The sequence below is a fragment of the Pelomonas sp. CA6 genome (assembly GCF_022549225.1).
Lineage (GTDB): Bacteria > Pseudomonadota > Gammaproteobacteria > Burkholderiales > Burkholderiaceae_C > Roseateles.
This window is the reverse complement of the sequence record NZ_JAKZFD010000006.1, coordinates 1-19,704: the sequence shown is the minus strand read 5'-3', so window position 1 is coordinate 19,704 and position 19,704 is coordinate 1. Positions and strand designations below refer to the sequence as shown.

At 69.8% G+C, this 19,704-nt stretch carries 17 protein-coding genes; 4 read left to right on the top strand and 13 right to left on the bottom strand.

Annotated features, from left to right (window positions below):
- The first annotated feature begins 60 nt into the window (after positions 1–60).
- Positions 61–681 (top strand): response regulator, encoded by a 621-nt coding sequence (locus LZ017_RS11430; protein WP_241396958.1) that lies wholly within the window; start codon positions 61–63, stop codon positions 679–681.
- Between the two features lie 20 nt (positions 682–701).
- Here LZ017_RS11430 and LZ017_RS11425 read toward each other — a convergent pair whose 3' ends face one another.
- On the bottom strand, positions 702–2,327 hold the full coding sequence (locus tag LZ017_RS11425; RefSeq protein ID WP_241396957.1) for an ATP-binding protein: 1,626 nt from the start codon (positions 2,325–2,327) through the stop codon (positions 702–704).
- A 140-nt stretch (positions 2,328–2,467) separates the two neighbouring features.
- Here LZ017_RS11425 and LZ017_RS11420 point away from each other — a divergent pair, with 140 nt between their 5' ends.
- From LZ017_RS11420 to LZ017_RS11410, 3 genes are read left to right on the top strand one after another with little or no spacing between them, the layout of a single operon-like run.
- Complete coding sequence (locus LZ017_RS11420) at positions 2,468–2,863, top strand: Hpt domain-containing protein (protein WP_241396956.1); 396 nt, start codon at positions 2,468–2,470, stop codon at positions 2,861–2,863.
- Positions 2,860–5,085 (top strand): bifunctional diguanylate cyclase/phosphodiesterase, encoded by a 2,226-nt coding sequence (locus LZ017_RS11415; protein WP_241396955.1) that lies wholly within the window; start codon positions 2,860–2,862, stop codon positions 5,083–5,085. Before LZ017_RS11420 ends, LZ017_RS11415 begins: the two co-directional genes overlap by 4 nt.
- An 18-nt stretch (positions 5,086–5,103) precedes the next feature.
- A complete protein-coding gene (locus LZ017_RS11410) occupies positions 5,104–6,930 on the top strand; it encodes a diguanylate cyclase (RefSeq protein WP_241396954.1) in 1,827 nt (608 codons plus the stop codon).
- Positions 6,931–6,960: 30 nt separating this feature from the next.
- On the opposite strand, the gene LZ017_RS11405 is transcribed toward LZ017_RS11410, so the two are convergent.
- The 12 genes from LZ017_RS11405 to LZ017_RS11350 all read right to left on the bottom strand — a co-directional run bounded on the left by LZ017_RS11405 (position 6,961) and on the right by LZ017_RS11350 (position 19,645).
- The gene (locus LZ017_RS11405; RefSeq protein WP_241396953.1) at positions 6,961–7,221 is read right to left on the bottom strand and encodes a hypothetical protein; all 261 of its coding nucleotides are present in this window, start codon (positions 7,219–7,221) and stop codon (positions 6,961–6,963) included.
- Between the two features lie 325 nt (positions 7,222–7,546).
- Positions 7,547–8,896 (bottom strand): methyl-accepting chemotaxis protein, encoded by a 1,350-nt coding sequence (locus LZ017_RS11400; RefSeq protein ID WP_241396952.1) that lies wholly within the window; start codon positions 8,894–8,896, stop codon positions 7,547–7,549.
- Positions 8,897–9,064: 168 nt separating this feature from the next.
- Positions 9,065–9,778, bottom strand: a complete 714-nt coding sequence (locus LZ017_RS11395) for an RNA polymerase sigma factor FliA (protein ID WP_241396951.1) — start codon at positions 9,776–9,778, stop codon at positions 9,065–9,067.
- A 12-nt stretch (positions 9,779–9,790) separates the two neighbouring features.
- Positions 9,791–10,612 carry a flagellar biosynthesis protein gene (locus LZ017_RS11390; RefSeq protein ID WP_241396950.1) on the bottom strand — a complete coding sequence of 274 codons (822 nt, stop codon included), beginning with the start codon at positions 10,610–10,612 and terminating at the stop codon, positions 9,791–9,793.
- A gap of 25 nt (positions 10,613–10,637) precedes the next feature.
- Positions 10,638–12,230 (bottom strand): flagellar biosynthesis protein FlhF, encoded by a 1,593-nt coding sequence (gene flhF / locus LZ017_RS11385; RefSeq protein ID WP_241396949.1) that lies wholly within the window; start codon positions 12,228–12,230, stop codon positions 10,638–10,640.
- Between the two features lie 169 nt (positions 12,231–12,399).
- A complete protein-coding gene (gene flhA, locus LZ017_RS11380) occupies positions 12,400–14,499 on the bottom strand; it encodes a flagellar biosynthesis protein FlhA (protein ID WP_241396948.1) in 2,100 nt (699 codons plus the stop codon).
- A complete protein-coding gene (locus LZ017_RS11375) occupies positions 14,496–15,695 on the bottom strand; it encodes a flagellar biosynthesis protein FlhB (protein ID WP_241396947.1) in 1,200 nt (399 codons plus the stop codon). Before LZ017_RS11375 ends, flhA begins: the two co-directional genes overlap by 4 nt.
- A gap of 206 nt (positions 15,696–15,901) precedes the next feature.
- Entirely contained in the window at positions 15,902–16,537 is a 636-nt protein-coding gene (locus LZ017_RS11370) for a protein phosphatase CheZ (protein WP_241396946.1), read from the bottom strand.
- A 16-nt stretch (positions 16,538–16,553) separates the two neighbouring features.
- Positions 16,554–16,946, bottom strand: a complete 393-nt coding sequence (cheY, locus tag LZ017_RS11365; protein ID WP_241396945.1) for a chemotaxis response regulator CheY — start codon at positions 16,944–16,946, stop codon at positions 16,554–16,556.
- 26 nt (positions 16,947–16,972) lie between these two features.
- On the bottom strand, positions 16,973–17,905 hold the full coding sequence (gene motB, locus LZ017_RS11360) for a flagellar motor protein MotB (RefSeq protein WP_241396944.1): 933 nt from the start codon (positions 17,903–17,905) through the stop codon (positions 16,973–16,975).
- A gap of 57 nt (positions 17,906–17,962) precedes the next feature.
- Positions 17,963–18,823, bottom strand: coding sequence for a flagellar motor stator protein MotA (motA, locus tag LZ017_RS11355; protein ID WP_241396943.1), 861 nt, complete (start codon positions 18,821–18,823; stop codon positions 17,963–17,965).
- Positions 18,824–18,829: 6 nt separating this feature from the next.
- Positions 18,830–19,645: a trans-aconitate 2-methyltransferase gene (locus LZ017_RS11350; RefSeq protein ID WP_241396942.1), complete on the bottom strand. Its 816-nt coding sequence runs from the start codon at positions 19,643–19,645 to the stop codon at positions 18,830–18,832.
- Between the last annotated feature and the right edge of the window lie 59 nt (positions 19,646–19,704).

Below are 19,704 nucleotides of genomic sequence, written 5' to 3'. Positions count from 1 at the left end.
CACGGTCCAGGCTTTGCGGGCGCATGGGCGGAACAACAGAGCGGACGTCGCGTGAGCACAATGGCAAAAGGCAAGATCTTGGTGGTGGACGACGACCGGCTGGTCCTCGCCACCCTGACCCATGGGCTGGCCCAGGCCGGCTACGAGGTGCTGGACGCGGACAACGGCGACGACGCCATCCTGCTCGCGCGCCAGCACCGCCCCGACCTGGCGCTGCTGGACATCCGCATGGAAGGCATGAGCGGCTTCGACGTCGCCGGCTATCTGCGCGACTACCTGCAGGTGCCCTTCATGTTCCTCTCCGCTTTCGCCGACGAGGAGACCATCGCCCAGGTCAAGGCGCTGGGCGCGCTGGCCTACCTGATCAAGCCGCTGGACATCCACCAGATCGTGCCGGCCGTGGAGGCCGCCTTCGCCAACCGTCCGCGCCCCGAGGCCGCGCCGCCCGCGCCCACAGCGCCGGCGGCGACGGCGGTGCCGACGACAGTGGGCGCCGACGAGGCGCTGGCCCAGCCTGTCGCCACCGCGCTGGGCATCCTGATGCACCGCTATTCGCTCAACCGCGCGCAGGCCCTGACGCGGCTGCGCCGCCTGGCCGGCGAGCAGGGCCTGGCGCTGGAAGACCAGGCCGAGCGGCTGATCGAGGCGCTGGAGCTGCTGGCGCTGCCCGGACAGGATTGATCAGCCGCCCGGCGTGATCATCAAAAGCGCGCTCCGCCCAGCGTGAAGTAGAAGCGCGCGCCCTGCCCCACCTCGGCTTCGGCCCAGATCTCGCCACCATGGCGACGCACGATGCGCTTCACCGAGGCCAGGCCGACCCCGGTGCCCTGGAAGTCGCTGGCGCTGTGCAGGCGCTGGAACACGCTGAACAGGCGGTCCGCGAAGCGCATGTCAAAGCCCGCGCCGTTGTCGGTGACGGCGAACACCCGCTGCCCGCCCTGGGCCTGGCATTCGAAACGGATCTGCGCCAGCTCGCGCTTGGCGCTGTACTTCCAGGCGTTGCCCAGCAGGTTCTCCAGCATCATGCGCAGCAGCGTCGGATCGCCCTGCACCACCAGCCCGGGCTGGATGGCCACCTCGGCACGGCGCTGCGGCGCGGCGCGCTTGAGCTCGTCCATCACCAGCTGCGCCAGCGCCGACAGGTCCACCGTCTCGCAGCGCAGCGGCTGCGCCGACAGCTGCGACAGCGACAGCAGCGAGTCGATCATGCTGTGCATGCGCGCCGCAGCGCCCAGCACGCGCTCCAGATGGTCGTTGCCGATGCGGTCCAGCAGGCGGCCGTAGTCTTCCTTCAGGATGCGGGTGAAGCCCTCGACCACGCGCAGCGGCGCGCGCAGGTCGTGCGAAACCGTGTAGCTGAACGAGGCCTGGTCGGCGCGCGCCGCCTCGGCCGCCTGCAGCGCCAGCGCGGCCGGCACGCTGTCGGGCGCGCCCTGCGGCCACAGGCTCAGCAGCAGCGGCCCCGGGGCCCCCTCGCCGCCCAGCGGCGTCAGGCACAGCCACCAGCTGCCGCAGGACTGGCTCGCGCTGCCGTTCTGCGGCGCGTCCAGCGCCTCGCGCAGTTCGTCCGGCAGGGCCTCGCGGCAACTCGTCCATGCGCGCCCCGGCCAGCCGGCCTCGGGCTCGTCGCCCATCATCTGCCGCGCCCCGTCGTTGAGCGCCAGCAGCCGCGCCTTGGCCGAACGGTCCGACACCAGCCAGGCCGGCCCCGGCAAGGCCTGCAGCCATTGGCGCGCATCGGTCTCGGGCCGCATCGGCTCGGCCGCACCGATGTAGCCACTGAAGCGGCCGGCGCCGTCCAGGCAGACCTGGGCGCGCAGCCGCCACTGGCGGCCCTGCTCGTCGCGCACCATCAGGCCCTGCAGCGGCTGGCGCTGGTCCAGGCGCTGCTGCAGGGTCACGCCGGGCGCCACGTCGCAGAGCTGGAAGCGCTCGCACAGGCCCTGCGTCACCGTGATGCCCACCCAGCTGGACGCCGGCGCGCCCTGCGGCGCCTGCCAGCGCACCAGATGGTGCTGCGCATCGGTCTGCCATTGCCAATCCGGCGACAGCTGGGCCAAGAGATGAGCCTGCTGACGCGACTCGCGCAGCGCTTCACGGACCTGGCCGCGCGCGACGCTGACCGCCAGATGCCAGGCCAGCGACGCGACCAGCAACACCATCAGCGCGCCGATCAGCAGGGCCAGCAGCACCAGGCCCAGCCCGGGTTCGGGCGGCATGGAGTGCCAGACGCCCATCAGGGCCAGCAGCAGCACCAGCAGGCCCAGCGTGACCACCGCCGCCTTCAACGGGCGCGGGCGCAGGTCTGCATCTGCCAGGGGATTCATGCGGGGCATTGTATGTAGGGCGAAGCCCTGCTAAGAGACTGGCCCCAACAGAGACAGAATTGCCACGTTTTTCTCGCTGACCCGCCATGGCGCTGACGCACAATCGCATCCGGCGTTGATCGCCCACCCAAACTGCCGACATGAGCTCCGACCCCGTCCATTCGCCTGCGCCCACCGGGACGACCCTGGATCCGCAGGCCATTGCGCAGCTGCGGGCGCTGGACCCCAGCGGCGCGAACCAGCTGCTGGATCGCGTGGTGGGCGCCTTCCTGCGCTCGCTGGACCAGCACAGCCAGATGCTCGCCGCCTCGCGCCGGGACGATGCCGATCTGGCCGCGGTGCGCCATGTCGCCCACACGATGAAGTCCGCGTCGGCCAGCCTGGGCGCGCGGCAGCTGTCGCAGCGTTGCGCAGAACTCGAACAATTGGCCCGTGAAGGCCGCCGGGATGGCCTGCAGGCCCTTCTTGATGCCACACTCCAGGAAATGGCGCTGGCCCGCAGCGCCGTGCATGAACTGATCGCACCACCTCCATGAAGTCCGACCCCACCGAGCTGCCTGAACAGCCCCGCGTGCTGCTGGTCGACGACGACCCGGTGAATCTGCTGGTGACCGCCGCGGCGCTGGGCGAGCGCGGCTTTGAGGTGCGCAGCGCCGAAGGCGGCCATCTGGCGCTGCAGCAGATCCTGCAATGGACCCCCGACCTCGTCGTGCTGGACGCGATGATGCCGGAGATGGACGGCTTCGAGACCTGCCGCCGCCTGCGCGAGCTGCCCGGCTACGAGGCGGTGCCGGTGCTGATGCTGACCGGGCTGGACGACGAGGCCTCGATCAACCGCGCCTACCAGGCCGGCGCCACCGACTTCTTCGTCAAGTCCCCGCAGTGGAGCCTGCTCGCGGGCCGGCTGCGCTACCTGCTGCGTTCCTCGCGCATCCGCATCGAGCTGGAGCGCAGCAAGGCCCGGCTGGCGCGCGCGCAAGACCTGGCACGCATGGGCAGTTTCGAATGGCACCGCGCCAGCAACCGCTTCCAGCTCGCCAACGAGGCGCTGCGCGTGTTCGGCCGCGGGCCCAGCGAGAAGCTGGACTTCGTCGGCGTGATGCGCATGGTGCCGCACGAGGAGCGCATGCTCTTCATGCGCCTGCTGCGCGACGTGATCGCGCACAACTCGGTGCTGGTGACCGACCTGCCCTTCACGCTGCTGGACGGCCGCCAGCGCATCATCCACATCGAGGCCGAGCCGGAGTTCAACGACCACGGCAACGCCTGCGGCTACACCGGCGTGATCCAGGACGTGACCGACCGGCGCATGGCCGAGGACCGCATCCGCCAGCTCGCCAATTTCGACGCGCTGACCGGCCTGCCCAACCGCCGCCAGCTGATCTGGCGCGCCGAGCGCGCGATCGAGGCGGCGCGGCGCATGGGCCACGAGGTCGGCCTGCTGCTGATCGACCTGGACCGATTCAAGGTCATCAACGACACCCTGGGCCATGCCGCCGGCGATGAGCTGCTGATGGAGGTGGGGCGTCGGCTGCGCGGCTGCGTGCGCCACTCCGACCAGGTCATGGAAGGCATGCTGGAAGCGGTGGGCGCGCGCTCGCACCGCACGCTGGAGGCCGTGGGCCGGCTGGGCGGCGACGAGTTCGTCGCGCTGCTGCCGGAGGTGGCCGACGAGCGCGACGCCGAGACCGTCGCCCAACGCGTGCTGGACGCGCTGCGCGACCCCATCTACATCGCCGGCCAAGACTGCTTCGTGACCGCCAGCGTGGGCATCGCCATTTACCCGCGCGACGGGCTGACCACGGCGGACCTGCTGCGCAACGCCGACGTGGCGATGTACGCGGTCAAGAACCAGGGCCGCAACGCGTCGGCGCTGTACTCGCCCCACCTGTCCGGCCGCGGCCGCGAGAAGCTGGAGCTGGAGAGCGCGCTGCACAAGGCCATCGAACGCGACGAGCTGGTGCTGCACTACCAACCCAAGGTCGACGTGCGCGCCGCCCGCATGGTGGGCGCGGAGGCGCTGATGCGCTGGCGCCGCGGCGACACGCTGGTGGCGCCCGGCGAGTTCATCCCGCTGGCCGAGGAGACCGGGCTGATCGTGCCGCTGTCCGAATGGGCGCTGCGCGAGGCCGCGCGCCAGGCCAAGGTCTGGCAGCTGAACTTCGGCTTTTCCGACTCCATCGCGGTCAATCTGCCCAACCGGCTGTTCGAGCGTTCCGACCTGGTCGAGCACATCCACCAGTTCGTCAGCGCCTGGGGCGTGCCGCACCGCGCGATCCAGCTCGAGATCACCGAGACCGGCCTGATGAAGGACCTGCAGAGCGTGATCCCCTCGCTGCACCGGCTCAACGAGGTCGGCGTGGAGATCTCCATCGACGACTTCGGCACCGGCTACTCCTCGCTGGCCTACCTGACCACGCTGCCCATCTCCGAGGTCAAGATCGACCGCAGCTTCGTGCGCGACCTGGGCATCACGCCGCAGAGTTCGGCCGTGGTCACAGCCATCATCGCGCTGGCGCGCTCGCTGGGCCTGCGCGTGATCGCCGAGGGCGTGGAGACGCTGCGCCAGATGGAGGTGCTGCACCGGCTGGGCTGCAGCCTGATGCAGGGCTTCCTGTTCAGCAAGCCGCTGCCGCCGGACGAGCTGGAGCGCTGGCTCTCGCAGACCGTGCTGCCGCGCAAGGCGCCCTGGATCAGCCAGGCCGACGCCGACGAGTCCGCCCCCGACACCAGCCCTGCCGCGCTGCGCCTGCGCTGAGCCCGAGCACCGCGACCGATGAGCCGCCAACCCCCTGCCCTTCTGGCCAAGGCCGCGCTGCGCCGCCTGGCCCTGGACAAGCTGGAGCCCACCCCCGAGAACTACGCCCGCGCCTATGCGCAGGAGGCGGGCGAAGCGGTGCCCGGCAGCGATGCCCTGCCCGAGCGCGCCCAGCCGCCGCTGAACCGGCTGCTTGCGCTGGGCGTGTTCGACCCCGCGCAGCGCCAGCAGCTCGCCCAGATGCTGCGCGACGCGCGCTGGGACGAGGCCGGGCGCCTGCTCGAAAGCCTGCACCAGAGCCAGGGCCCGCAGGCCCAGGCCGAGAACCTGGCCCAGGCCGTCGAACGGCTGATGCGCGGACTGGAGCGCGGCGGCCGCCAATGGACGCTGGCGCGCAAGAAAGACGGCGTTCAGCGCGTGCTCGCCAGCAACCGCAGCGACCCGCTGCGCCTGGCCCAGCGCCTGCGCCAGCTGGCGCTGAGCTGGGACAGCGACGCGCTGGATGCCCAGCCCGTGGTCGAGGCGGACGAGCCGGACGGTGACGACGACGACGTGGGCGGCACGCCCAGCCAGTTCTTCACCGACGAGGAGAACGCCTCGCCGGCGCCCGCGCGCGCCAGCGAGGGCGCGGGCAGCGCCGCGGTCTCCGCGGCCGCCTGGCCAGCGATCAGCGCCAGCCTGCACGGCACGGTGCAGCAGGCGCTCAACGCCGACGAACAGCGCGCGCTGGAGCTGATGGCGGAGCTGCAGGCCGTGCATCTGCAGGCCCAGCAGATGGGCGCCAGCGAGGCGCGCGCCCAGGCCATCGAGGCCTTGTGCACGCGCGCGCGGCGGCTGCTGGACCACAAGGCCCACGCCTTCGGCGAGATGGGCCGGCTGTGCCGCGAACTGACCGAGAGCCTGGCAGACCTGGCCGAGGACGACTCCTGGGCGCGCGGCCAGTGCCAGGCCATGACCCAGACCCTGGATCAGGGGCTGAACGCACGCAGCGTGCGCGCCGTCAGCGAGTTGCTGGCCGGCACGCGCGAACGCCAGCAGGGGCTGCGCGAGGAACGCGCGCGGGCGCGCGACGCGCTCAAGACCCTGATCAACCGCATGCTGCAGGAGCTCGGCGAACTGGGCCAGCACACCGACCGCTTCCAGAGCAGCGTGGGACGCTATGCCGAGGTGATCGAGCGCGCCGACTCACTGGAAAGCCTGACCGGCGTGGTGCGCGAGATGGTCGAGGAAAGCCGCACCGTGCAGGCGCTGGTGCAGCAGACCCAGGCCCGGCTGCACAGCGAGCACGAAAAGGCCGACCAGCTGACGCGCCGCGTCGAGCAGTTGGAGGGCGAGCTGCGCCGCCTCTCCGACGAGGTGCACACCGACCAGCTCACCCAGGTGGCCAACCGCCGCGGCCTGCTGCAGGCCTTCGAGATCGAGCAGGGCAAGCTGGAGCGCGAGCCCAGCTCGCTGGCGCTGGCGCTGCTGGACATCGACAACTTCAAGAAGCTCAACGACACCCTGGGCCATGCGGCGGGCGACGAGGCGCTGAAGTCACTGGCGGCGCGCGTCTCCGGGCTGCTGCGCCCCGGCGACAAGGTGGGGCGCTGGGGGGGCGAGGAATTCGTGCTGATCCTGCCCGCGGCCCCGCTGGACGAGGCGCGCAGCATCCTGACCCGGCTGCAGCGTTCGCTGTCGGCCAGCCTCTTCATGCACGAGGGCCAGGACGTGTTCGTGACCTTCTCGGCCGGCATCACGCTGTACCGTCCCGGGGAAACGCTGGACACGGCGCTGAACCGCGCCGACGAGGCGCTCTACGAGGCCAAGCGCACCGGCAAGAACCGCGCCTGCGTCGCGGAGTGACGCGCCGGGCCTCGCGGGCCCGGTTGTGGGTTACTGGCCGCCCTTCTCACGCCTCGGCATCGTGCGCCGGATGGCCTCGGCTGCCTCGTCCACCGAACGTCGTTCCTCGGCACGCTGCTCGGCAGAACGACATTGCACGCTGGCCAGCAGGGTTCCCGTACGAACCTCCTGCGTGCAGCGCACATCGGTGCCCTCGGCCTGCACTACCTTGACCTTGGTGGATGAGCTGTCGGTCGCCGCGCAAGCGGCCAGAAGCACGGCCAGAGACAGGCACACGGAAATACGCAGCATGGAGATCCCCCTGTTGAATGGCCCGGCGACGGCTCCTTTGTTCGTGAGCCCACGCGATGAGCATGTGACCGTCCCGGATAGAGACAGTCTCGCGTCATTGCTGTGCGGAAGGCGCCCTGATTAACCCGTGGTCACCCGCTGATTGCGCGCCTATCGCACGATCGCCGGGCGAAGGGAGCTCCCGCCCCTTCCAGACGCCACGAGGTTTCCCCACCTCGTGGACACCGCCCGGCCAAGAGGGTGTTCTCAGGAAAACAAAGCGCCGCTCGCAGCTTTCTCGCCACATCTGGAGGTCGGGAGCGAAGCCGCAGGTCAAGTGGGGCACTCAGAAGCTGAACGCCAGCCGCAGTCCGCCCCAATGCCGGCCGCGCACCGTGATCGGCGCCGCCGCCTCCTTCAGCAGCACATAGCGTCCGCCGCCCATGTCGCGGCGGTAGGTCTGCAGCAGGAAGGGACGCTGGTTGCGCGCCGAAGCCAGGCCGGTGCGGTCGTTGAAGATGCGCCGGTAGCGGCTGTTCGCGGTGTTCCAGACCGGGTCGCCGTGGCGCTGGGCCTGGCAGTACTTGCGGTTGTGCGTGGGCACATAGCCGTTGCGGTCCACCGCGATGCAGTACACCACCTTGTCGCTGAACTGGAGCATGGGCTCCTGGACCTGCGGGAACAAGCGGTCGGTCAGCTCGACATAGCGGGTCAGATGCTGCAGCGGATCGGTGCCGGGCACGGGCCGGTACTGCTCGTCGAACAGCGAGGCTTCGTCGATGCTGCGCTCGTCCAGCGCCTGCTCCAACAGCGCCGCGACCTGCGCCGCGGCCTGCTGCGCGGCGCGGATGTAGGGCGTGTCCTCGACCTCGACGCCGGTGGTGACCAGCTGCTCGAACATCTCCTCGGACAGGCGCAGGAAGCGGTCGCTGCAGGCAAAGGCGGACTCCAGCCGACGCATCGCCAGCTGCACCTCTTCCTCCAACTCCCCGGAGCGCTGCGCCAGCTGCTGCGTGGTGCTGCGGCTTTGCTGGGCGGCGCCGGCGATCAGGCCCACGTCGGACTCGACTTCGGCGAAGGCCAGGTGGATGCTGCGCTGCTGCCCGGCCGGCGAGCTGCCCTCGTTGCGCAGCTCTCGGCTGAAGGCCTCCACGCGCGCATCCAGCGTCGAGATGGTGCCCATGATGGATTTGGACGAGGCTTCGACCTTGGCCGCCAGGTCCTTGACCGCGTCGGCGACAACGCCGAAGCCGCGCCCGGCCTCGCCGGCACGCTTGGCCTCCACCGACGCGTTGAAGGCCACCAACCGGGTCTGCAGCGCGATCTGCGTGATCTCGGAGGCCGCCGCGGACACCTCGCGCAAGGTCGCCACGATGCCGCCGACCTCCTCGCCCACGCCCTCCAGCGCCTGGCGCGCATGCTGCACCGCGGCGTGGGCTTTCTCGGTGGAGCTGTTGATGCCCTGCTGGGCGCGCTGCACCTGGTCCAGTTCGCGGCCCAGCGCCTGCATGGCCTCGGCCTGGGCGCTCACCACCTTCTGCGTGTCCTCCAGCAGGCCGCGCACCTCGGCCGCATCACGGCCCAGCCGGGACACCCCGACCGACAGACCACGAACGACCGCATGGTCCTGACCCGCGGCGGCCGGCGCATCGGCCGGCGGCGGGACCGGGGCGCTCCTGCGCCAGTTCTGCCACATGTATTTGTCTCCAGATCACCAGAAAACGAAGCGCCGCGCCGAGTTTTATTGCCCCCCACGAAGACCTGGCGTCAAGCGGCAGGTCCGGGGGGCCTCAGAAAGGCAAAAGGCCGGCGCATGCGCCGGCCTGATCAAGACTATCCGTACGTCGCACACGCGACGACGGTTTTACCAGTCCCGCAGCTTCACACGCAACCGGGCAATGGCCTGACTGTGCAGCTGACACACGCGGGATTCGGTCACTTTCAACACCGCGGCTATCTCTTTCAGGTTCATGTCATGCTCGTAGTACATGGACATCACGTACTGCTCGCGCTCGGGCAGGTTCTTGATCGCCGCGACCAGCGCGCTGCGCATGCGATGGTCCTGCAGCAGGCTCATCGGGTCGGCGGCGTCGTCGGACACATGCCGGTCCAGGAAGTCCTCGTCGCCGTCGTCGCCGGAGATGTCTTCCAGATAGACCAGCTGGGTGCCGCGCACCTTGGACAGCATCTCCTGGTATTCGCCGAGGCTGATGCCCATCTCGGCGGCGATCTCGGATTCCTGCGGCGCGCGGCCCAGCTTCTGCTCCAGCTTGTGCACCGCGGCCTCGATGGAGCGCTGCTGGCGGCGCGTGCCGCGGCTCATCCAGTCGGTGCCGCGCAGCTCGTCCAGCATCGCGCCGCGGATGCGCTGGGTCGCGAAGGTCTCGAACTGCACGCCCTGCCCCACGTCGAAGCGCGACAGCGCGTCGGTCAGGCCGATCAGCCCGACCTGGATCAGGTCGTCCAGCTCCACGTTGGCCGGCAGCTTGGCGATCATCTGGTGCGCGAGCCGTCGCACCAGCGGGCTGTACTGGCGGATCAGGGAAGACTTGTCGAGTTGGCCCTTGGCGGTATACATCGTCGTCTCCACTCAATGCGTGGCCAGGCCCGGCAGCCGGGCCGGCTTGGCCTGCCACATCTGCCGCGGGCGCAGCGGCATCGCGTCCGCGGCGCGCTCCAGCGCGGCACCGGGGACCGAAGCCATCAACAGCTCGCGCGCGAGGTGGCGCAGCTCGGGCGCCAGCGGCGCACTGACCGGCTGGCGCGGATCCAGGCAGGCCCAGTCGCGCAGCACCGAACCCAGGAAGCCGTCGCCGCAGTTGGACAGCTGCTGGGCGATGCGCTCGGCCAGGCGCAGCTGCGGCGAGCAGGCCATCAGCAGGCTGTAGACCATCAGGCCGGCGCGCTGGCTGAGCCACTTCATGCCGGCGTAGGCGTGGGTCACGGACTGCATGTCGGTGTCGGCCAGCAGCACCGGGCGCACCTCGCGGGAGGCGAGCACGCGCGACAGCTCGGCCGCCGGCGCGTGCAGCAGCACCACGTCGGCATAGGGGGCGGCGTCACCCACCGCCTCGAGGAACTGGGCGGCGCTGCCATTGGCATTGATGTAGCGCAGCGGCAGGCCGCGTGCGGCCAGGAAGGACACCTTGGGCGACAGCGTCTCCACGCAGGCGGCCAGGTCCACCGCGGCGAGGTCGGACGGCGCATTGGCGCGCTCGCCGGCGTCCACCACCAGGGTGTGCAGGCCGAGTTCGGTGAAGGCGGCGCACAGCCCCTCCAGCAGGGCGCCGCTGCCGACCACATGCGGGTTGCTGACCACCGGCACGACACGCAACCGGGCGGCGGCGAACAGGCGGCGCAGGCCGTCGGCCTGGTCCTTGGGCATGTGCGGATGAGCGTTCGGGTCGCGCATGGGAACGGGCTCGTCGTTGGGTTCGTCAGAAAGCGCCCATCGCCGTGGGCGCGGCGGCGGCGACGTTGCCGGCCGCGAAGATCAGGTTCACATCGGCGCTGTCCATGCGCCAGGCGCTGGCGCCGTGCGGACGCAGCGCGCGCTGCACCAGGGCCTGGGCCGACAGGCGGTGCCAGTCCTCCGGCACGCGCTGCCCGTTGGCGACGCCGATCACGCGCAGGCGGTGGCGGATCATGGTGTCCAGCGCCGGCGCGAGCTTGACGGCCTCGTCGATCTTGGACAGCACCACGCCCTGCGCCTCGCTGGCGCGCCAGGCCTGCACCACGTCCTCGATGGTCTCGCCCTGCTGCGCCGAGTTGACGACCAGCAGGCGCTTGATGCTCTTGTGGGCCAGCATGTCCAGCAGCTCGTGGGTGCGGCTGTCGCGCTGGGCCATGCCGGCGGTGTCGATCAGCACCATCTTCTTGGCCGCCAGCAGCTCCAGCAGGTCTTCCAGCGACGCCCGGTCATGCGCGGTGTGCACCGGCACGCCGAGGATGCGGCCATAGGCGCGCAGCTGCTCGTGGGCGCCGACCCGGTAGGCGTCCAGCGTGATCAGGCCCAGCTGCGACGCGCCGTACTTGGTCGCGAAGGCGGCGGCGATCTTGGCCGTGGTCGTGGTCTTGCCGACGCCGGTGGAACCGATCATCGCGAACACGCCGCCCTGGTCTTCCAGCGCGGGCTGCTGCTCGCCGGTGGCGACGTTGCGCGCCAGCACGTTGGCGGCCCAGGCGCTCCACTGCGCCTCCTCGGCCAGGTCGGTGGGGCAGCCCTCGACCAGCTTGCGCACCAACGCGGGCGAGAAGCCGGCGTCCAGCAGCTTCTGCGTCAGGCGCGCCTGGGTGGGCTGGCGCTGCAGCTTCTCCATGAAGGCGAGCGCGCCGAAGCGCTCCTCGATCAGGCCCTTCATCGCGCGCAGCTCGTTCATCATGTCCTGCTGCTGGCGCGGCGCCAGCTCGGGCGGCAACGCGGCGGCCGGCACGCGGATCTCGTCGCGCAGCACCGGCGGCAGGCGGCGCGCCTCGGGTTCCGGCGCGCGGGCTTCCTCGGCCATGCGGCGCGCGCCCAGGGTTTGCATCGCGCTCTGGGCGCGCTGCTGGCGCAGCTGGGCCAGCGAGGCGGTCTCGGCGCTGGCGGCGGGCGCCGGCGCGCGGTCCATCACGGGGTCCGGCTGGCCCTGCAGCTCGGCCTGGCGGCGGCGCAGCATGCGCTCGCGCACATAGTCCTGGAAGGACAGCGTGCTCATCGCCAGGGCCTGCACGTCCTCGCCGACCTCGGCGCCCTCGCCCATGCGGGGCTCATGGCGTTCCGCGGCGCGGGCGCTCAGGCGGCTCTTGACCGCCGGACGGTCCTGCTGAGGCGCGGAGGCCGGCTGGCGCATCGCGGGGCGGGCCGCCACATGCGGCGCGCGCGCGGCGACCTGCTCGATCTGCGACATGCCCTCGGGGGCCATGGCCAGCACCTCCACGCCGCCGGCGCAGGGCTTGTTGGACAGCACGACCGCGTCGTCGCCAAAGGCCTGGCGCACCAGCGCCATGGCTTCGCGGGTATTCGGGGCGGTGAAGCGTTTCACGTTCATGGGGCCTCCTGCGGAGCCGAATTCACATCACCCCCAAAGCTGCCGCGGTGCGTCAGCCCCCCCGAGGCGGCGAAGGCGACTCGGGAGCGGCCCTGCATCGCCTTTGAGGAGGCGCGTCCCCGTTGGGGGGGCCGCGAGCAGCAACGAACGCTGGTGCGGGCGTGGGGGGTCATGTGCTTGCTCCGATGATCGAACCGATCCGGATCGTGTGGGTGTCAGGGATCTCGCTGTGGCCGAGGACCTTGAGCCGCGGCGACGCGCGCTTGAGCAGGCGGGCCAGCGGGGCGCGGATCAGGTCGGGCACCAGCAGGCAGGCGGGCACGCCGCGGTCTTCCTGGGCCTGGGCGGTCTCGGCGGCGCTGCGCGCCAGCGTGTCGGCGACGCCGGGGTCCAGCGCCGCGCCATGGGGGGAATTCAGGGCCTGGGTCACCAGGCGCTCCAGCTCGGGTTCCAGCGCGATCACGTCCAGCTCTTTCACCGGGCCGTAGATCTGCTGCACGATGGCCGGCGCGATGTGCACGCGCACGCGGCGCGCCAGCTCCAGCGGGTCGTTGGCCGCCGCGACGTTTTCCGCCAGGCACTCGACGATGGAGCGCATGTCGCGGATGTGCACGCCCTCCTCCAGCAGGAACTGGAGTACACGTTGCAGAGTTGCGATGCCGACCATCTTGGGTATCACGTCTTCGATCAGTTGCGGCGCCTGCTTGGTGAGGTGGTCCACCAGCTGCTGCGTCTCCACCCGGCCCAACAGACGGGCCGCGTGAACTTGCAGCAAGTGTGAGAGATGGGTGGCCACGACGGTCGAACAATCAACCACCGTAAATCCCGCCATTTGGGCCATTTCCCTCTGGCGGTCCTCGATCCAGACCGCCGGCAGCCCGAAGGCCGGGTCGGTGGTCGGGGTGCCGATCAGCTTCTGCGTCGCGTGGCCGGGGTTGATCGCCAGCCACATGCCGGGGTAGGCCTCGGCTTCGCCGACCACGGCGCCGCGCAGGGTCACGCGGTACTGGCTGGGGCGCAACTCCAGGTTGTCGCGGATGTGCACGGACGGCGGCAAAAAGCCCACCTCCTGCGCGAACTTGCGCCGCACGCCCTTGATGCGCGACAGCAGGTCGCCTTCGCGGCTCTTGTCGACCAGGCTGATCAGCCGGTAGCCGACCTCCAGGCCCAGGGTATCCACCGGCACCAGGTCGTCCCAGCTCGCCTCGGCATTGGCGTCCGCGCCACCGGCCGGCGCCGCGGCGGGCTTCTCTTGCGCCGCCTTCCTGGCCTGCTGGTCGCGCTGCGCCAGCCAGTAGGCCAGGTAGCCCAGGCCCGACGCGATGAGCAGGAAAACCAGGTGCGGCATGCCCGGGATCAGCCCCAGCGCGCCAATCACACCAGCCGTGATGGCCATGGCCTTGGCCGAGCCGAACACCTGGCGTCCGATCATGGAGCCGATGTCCTTGTCCTTGCCGACGCGGGACACCACCATCGCAGCCGACACCGAGATCAGCAGCGCCGGCACCTGGGCCACCAGCGCGTCGCCAACGGCCAGCAGAATGTAACTGTCGGCCGCCTGGCCGGCGGACAGCCCGTGCTGGGCCACGCCGATGATGAAGCCGCCGATGATGTTGATGAACAGCACCAGGATGCCGGCGATCGCGTCGCCGCGCACGAACTTGCTGGCACCGTCCATGGAGCCGAAGAAATCCGCTTCGTCGCTCAGCTCGGCGCGGCGGCGCTTGGCCTCTTTTTCGTCGATCAGGCCAGCCGACAGGTCGGCGTCGATGGCCATCTGCTTGCCGGGCATGGCGTCCAGGGTGAAGCGGGCGCCGACCTCGGCGATGCGCTCCGCCCCCTTGGTGACGACGATGAAGTTGATCACCACCAGGATGGCGAACACGATCAGGCCGACCGCGAAGTTGCCGCCGATCAGGAAGTGCCCGAAGGACTCGATCACCTGCCCCGCCGCGCCGGTGCCGGTATGGCCGTTCAGCAGCACAACGCGGGTGGAGGCCACGTTCAGCGACAGCCGCATCAGCGTGGTCAGCAGCAGCACGGTCGGGAAGGCCGCGAAGTCCAGCGGCTTGATCATGTGCGAGGCCACCATCATCACCATCACGGCCAGCGCGATGTTGAAGGTGAACAGCAGGTCCAGCGCGAAGGGCGGCAGCGGCAGCACCATCATCGCCAGCACCAGCATCACGGCCATCGGCGCCCCCAGCGCGCGCAGCACGCCGGCGCGCGGCCCCAGCAGCCCGTTGATTCGCGCCATCAGCTCGTTCATCGGTCAGCCTTTTCTTCGTCGCCGGCGTCGTCGCCGAATTCGTCCTGCGCCTGGTAGCCCGGCCGGTTGTGCGGGTCCAATTCGGGCGGCACCTGCGGATCGGGCGCGTCCATCAGCAGCGGCGTGTTGTTCTGCAGCGCAGCCTTCAGTTGATAGACGTAGGCCAGCACCTGGGCCACGGCGCCGAACAGCGCGGCCGGGACCTCCTGGTCCAGCTTGGTGTGGGCATACAGCGCGCGCGCCAGCATGGGGGCGCGCAGCACCGGCACCTTGTTGTCCTTGGCGATGTCGCGGATGCGGAAGGCCAGCGTGTCCAGGCCCTTGGCGATCACGCGCGGCGCGCCCATGCGGCCGTCGTCGTACTTCAGCGCCACCGCGTAGTGGCTGGGGTTCATCACCACCAGATCGGCCTTGGGCACGGAGGCGAGCATGCGGCGCTTGGCCATCTCGCGCGCCTTGGCGCGCTGGCGCTGCTTGATCTCCAGGTTGCCCTCGACCTCCTTGATCTCCTGCTTCACCTCTTCGCGCGACATGCGCAGGCGCTTCAGGTAGAGGTGGCGCTGCAGCGGCACGTCGATCACCGCGAACAGCGCCAGGGCCAGGCCCAGCAGGGCCAGGCCGCCCATCAGCTGGCGGCCCGCGTAGGCCAGTGCCGAAGGCAGCGGCACCGACATGATGCCCACGTAGGCGGCCAGCCGGTCCTTCAGCACCAGCGCGCCAACCACGCCCAGCAGCAGCGCCAGCAGCGAGGCCTTGAGCGCCTGTGACAGGTTCTGCCACTGGAACATCCGGCCCAGCCCGGCCAGCGGGTTGAGATGGCTGAACTTGGGCGCCAGCGGCTTGGTCGTGAAGTTCCAGCCGCCCAGTGCCAGATGGGCCGCCACCGCGGCCAGCGCCAGCAGCAGCACCGCCGGCAACGCCAGCAGCAGGCCCTGGATCGCCAGGTTGGCCAGGTGTTCGCCCATCGCGCCGGGCTTGGCGAGGGTCTGGGCGTCGAAGCGCAGGCCGGACTCCAGCAGGCGCTGCAGCTTGTCCACCGCATAGGGAGCGCCGGAGGACAGCAGCGCGCCGCCGGAGGCCATCACCGCGAAATGCGCCAGATCGCGCGAGCGCGGCACCTGGCCCTCGGCCCGAGATCGTTCGATCTTCTTGGCTGATGCCGGTAAGTTGCGGTCCTGTGCGTCCTGGTCGGCCATGGTGGAATCCGCACCCAATGCGCGGCTCGACCATTGTTGGTTCGCAGGCCCGCAAACTTAAGCGGGATAAGGGCCGGAAAGCGGCCGGTTATCCGCGTTGGCGCGCGGCGCCGCTCGGCCTGAAAAGCAAAAAGCCCGTCCGGAGACGGGCTTTGGGGGAAGCGGCCGGGCGCAGGCGGCATGCCGCCTGCGGCCTCGCGGGGCGTTCAGAACCCCAGGCTGGCGAGCAGGTCGTCGACCTCGCTCTGGTTGGTGACCACATCGGTGCGCCCCTCGGGGCTGACCACCGGGCCTTGCAGGATGGTCGGGTCCACCTTTTCGCGCTGGTCCGGCGGCACCACCTGCACCAGCAGCTTGACCAGGCTGTCCTCCAGGTCATTGGCCAGGGTCACGACCTTGGCCACCACCTGGCCGGTGAGGTCATGGAAGTCCTGCGCCATCATGATGTCGGTCAGGTGCTGGTCGATGTGGGTGGTGGACTGCTCGACCTGCTTGACGAAGTTGAACACCGCGCCGCTGGCCACGGCCTTCACCGGATCGGCGGTGATGGCCTTGGCCATCTCCGCGGTGGCGTCCGAGATGCGGGCGTGCTCGGCCTTGGCCTGGTCCACCGAGTTCAGCACCTTGTTGGCGGCCTCGGCGGTCTTGTTGGCGATATAGGTCAGGCGGCTGCGCGCGTCGGGCAGGCCGTCGGTGGCCACCTGCAGCTTGGGCATCACGCCCAGCTGCTGCATGGTGTCGTGCAGCACCCGGGTGATGGTGCCCAGCTGCTGGAACACCTCGGGCGACACCATCAGCGGTTCGGTCGCGGCACCCAGTTTTGCGAAGTCTTCGGCTTTCATGGCGGCGTCCTCCGGTTCAGGCGGCCGCGGCCAGTTTCTGCATGATCTTCAGCACCTTCTCCTCCAGCGTGGCCTTGGTGAAGGGCTTGACGATGTAGCCGGCCGCGCCGCTCTGCGCCGCCAGCACGATATCTTCCTTGCGCGCCTCCGCGGTCACCATCAGCACCGGCAGGTGCTTCAGGGTCGGGTCCTCCTTGATCGCCTTGAGCAGCTCGAACCCGTTCATGTTGGGCATGTTGATGTCGCTGACGACGAAGTCGAACTTGGATTGCTTGAGCATGCTCAACGCCTCGACGCCGTCCTCGGCCTCCTCGGCGTTGTTGTAGCCGATCTCCTTCAGCAGACCACGAACGATGCGGCGCATGGTCGAGAAGTCATCGACGATCAGGAATTTCATTTCAGTGCTCATGGCGTTCCTCTGGGGGAATTAGGCGTCTATCGGCTCGCCGCCGGGGAACTTGAGGCCGCTGCGGCTTCAGGCTCCTCTTCGTCGTCGTTCACGTTCTTCAGTACCGCGTCCTCGGCATCCCGGTTCATCACGATGATGCTGATGCGGCGGTTGATCGGGCTTTCCGGCTGCTGCGCGTCCAGCAGCTTGCTGGACGCCAGCCCCTGCACGCGCAGGACCCGGGCGTCGGGCAAGCCGCCGGCCACCAGCTCGCGCCGGGAGGCGTTGGCCCGGTCCGCGGACAGCTCCCAGTTGCTGTACCCGCGCTCCCCGGCAGAAAAAGGCACGGAGTCCGTGTGGCCTTCCAGCGTCAGCCGGTTCGGCACTTCGGTCAGCACGTTGCCCAGCTCCCGCAGCAGGTCACGCATGTACGGCTTCACCACGGCGCTGCCGCTGTCGAACATGGGACGATTATTTTCGTCCACGATTTGAATGCGCAAGCCCTCGCGGGTCATGTCGAGCCGAATTTGTCCACCTAATGCCGCTAATCGTGGATTCTCGGCAATGACTTTCTCGACTTTGTCCTTGAGCTGCTGCAAACGGACCTTCTCAGCGCGCCGCTGTTCTTCCTTCAGCGCCTTGAGGTTGATGGTGCGCCGGACCGATTCCACGTCGCCCGCCTTCACCTGGCCGGTCTGCCGGGTCAGGTCTTGCCCCCCGCCCTTGACCACGCTGGACGCGTCGCCCGAACCGCTGCCGCCGAACATCGCCACCTTCAGCGGCGAGCTGAAGTAGTCGGCGATGCCCTTCTTGTCGCCCTCGGTGGTGGAGCCCAGCAGCCACATCAGCAGGAAGAAGGCCATCATCGCGGTCACGAAGTCGGCATAGGCGATCTTCCAGGCGCCGCCATGGGCGGCATGGCCGCCCTTCTTGACGCGCTTGATGATGATGGGCTGGAGCTTCTTGGCGTCACCGGCCATGGTCGCCTCCCTGCGCAAGAGGCGGTCGCGCCGCCCCGGTCGTGAACTGCATCACGCTCACTTCTTGCCCTTCACGTGGCCTTCCAGTTCGGTGAAGGTGGGCCGTTCGGTCGAGTAGAGCACCTTGCGGCCGAACTCAATCGCCACCTGCGGCGCATAGCCCTGCATGGAGGCCAGCAGCGTGGTCTTGATGCACTGCAGCTCCTTGCCGGCCTCGTCCACCTTGGCTTCCAGCAGACCGGCCAGCGGCTCGGCGAAGGCATAGGACAGCAAAATGCCCAGGAAGGTACCGACCAGGGCCGAGCCGATCATGCCGCCCAGCACCGCCGGCGGCTGGCCCACCGAGCCCATGGTGTTCACCACGCCCAACACCGCGGCCACGATACCGAAGGCCGGCAGGCCGCCGGCCAGGCGCTGAATGGCCTGCACGGCGGCATGGGCTTCGTGGTGGTGGGTTTCGATCTCGCTGTCCATCAGCGCCTCGATCTCGTGGGCGTTGAGGTTGCCCGAGACCATCATGCGCAGATAGTCGGTGACGAACTCGGTCACGTGGTGGTCGCTGCCCACCGCGGGGTATTTCTGGAACAGCGGCGAGTTGTGCGGGTCCTCGACGTCCTTCTCGATGGACATCAGGCCTTCCTTGCGCGCCTTCTGCAGGATGTCGTAGAGCAGCGCCAGCAACTCCATGTAGCGCGCCTTGGTGTACTTGCTGCCCTTGAAGCACTCGCCCAGGCCCTTCATCGTGGCCTTCATCACCTTGGGCGGGTTGGTGGCCAGCATGGCACCCAGCGCGGCACCGAAGATGGTCGTCATTTCAAAGGGCAGCGCGTGCAGCACGACGCCGATGTTGCCGCCGTGGGCGATGAACACGCCGAAGACGCAAGCCATGGCGACAAGCCAACCGATGATGACAAACATGAAGCCTTACCCGTGTTGTGTGGTCCGCGCGCCCGGGGCGGGACGGTTTCTAGCCTTATCGGCCACACCGCTGCCGGCTTGAGCGGCGGCCTGCGGACTGCGGTAGACCCAGACGCGGTGGCGGGTGCCGGTCTCCAGCTCGGCCAGCGCCACGACGCCGGGCAGCGGGAAGTCCAGGCTCACCAGCCAGGCCTGTGGGCGCAGCTCGCGCCGGGCCTTGTCGGCGGCGGCGGCCATGGACTCGGGGCGCTGGAACAGATAGACGAGGTCGAAGCCGCGCCAGTCCTGCGCCCACATGTCGCCGCGCCGGATCCGTGCCCAGGGACAACGCAGCCGCGCCAGCCAGGCCAGCGGACGGCTGTACTCGATGCCTTCCAGCTGCGCCTGCGGATAGGCGCGGCGCAGCGCCAGCAGCCCGTCGCCCAGGCCGCAGCCGGCGTCGAGCACGCGACTGCCGGGCGGCAGCGGCAGCTGCCCGGGCAGCCCGGCCAGCGCCGCGTGGGGCGTGGGGAACAGCGGCGCGTCGCGCCAACCGCGCCAGGGATAGGCCAGCGCCAGCACGGCCAGCGCCAGGCCCCAGGCCCAGCCGGGCATGGATGCGCCCGCGGCCAGCAGCGACAGCGGAAAGCCGCCCGCCACCATCAAGCGACGCCAGCGCTGCGCATGCACCAAGGCCAGCGCCAGCCCCAGCAAGAGCGCGGCCGCCAGCGCGACCGGCGCGCCAGCGCGCGGCCCCAGCGCCAGGAATAGCCCCCAGCAGCCGGCCCAGCTCAGCAGCGCCAGCAGCGGCCAGCGCCAGGCGGGAGGGGTGGACCCGCTCACGAGCCGGGACGACGGTACGACAGACACGCCAGACAATGGCCGGGGCGGTCCCGACTCAA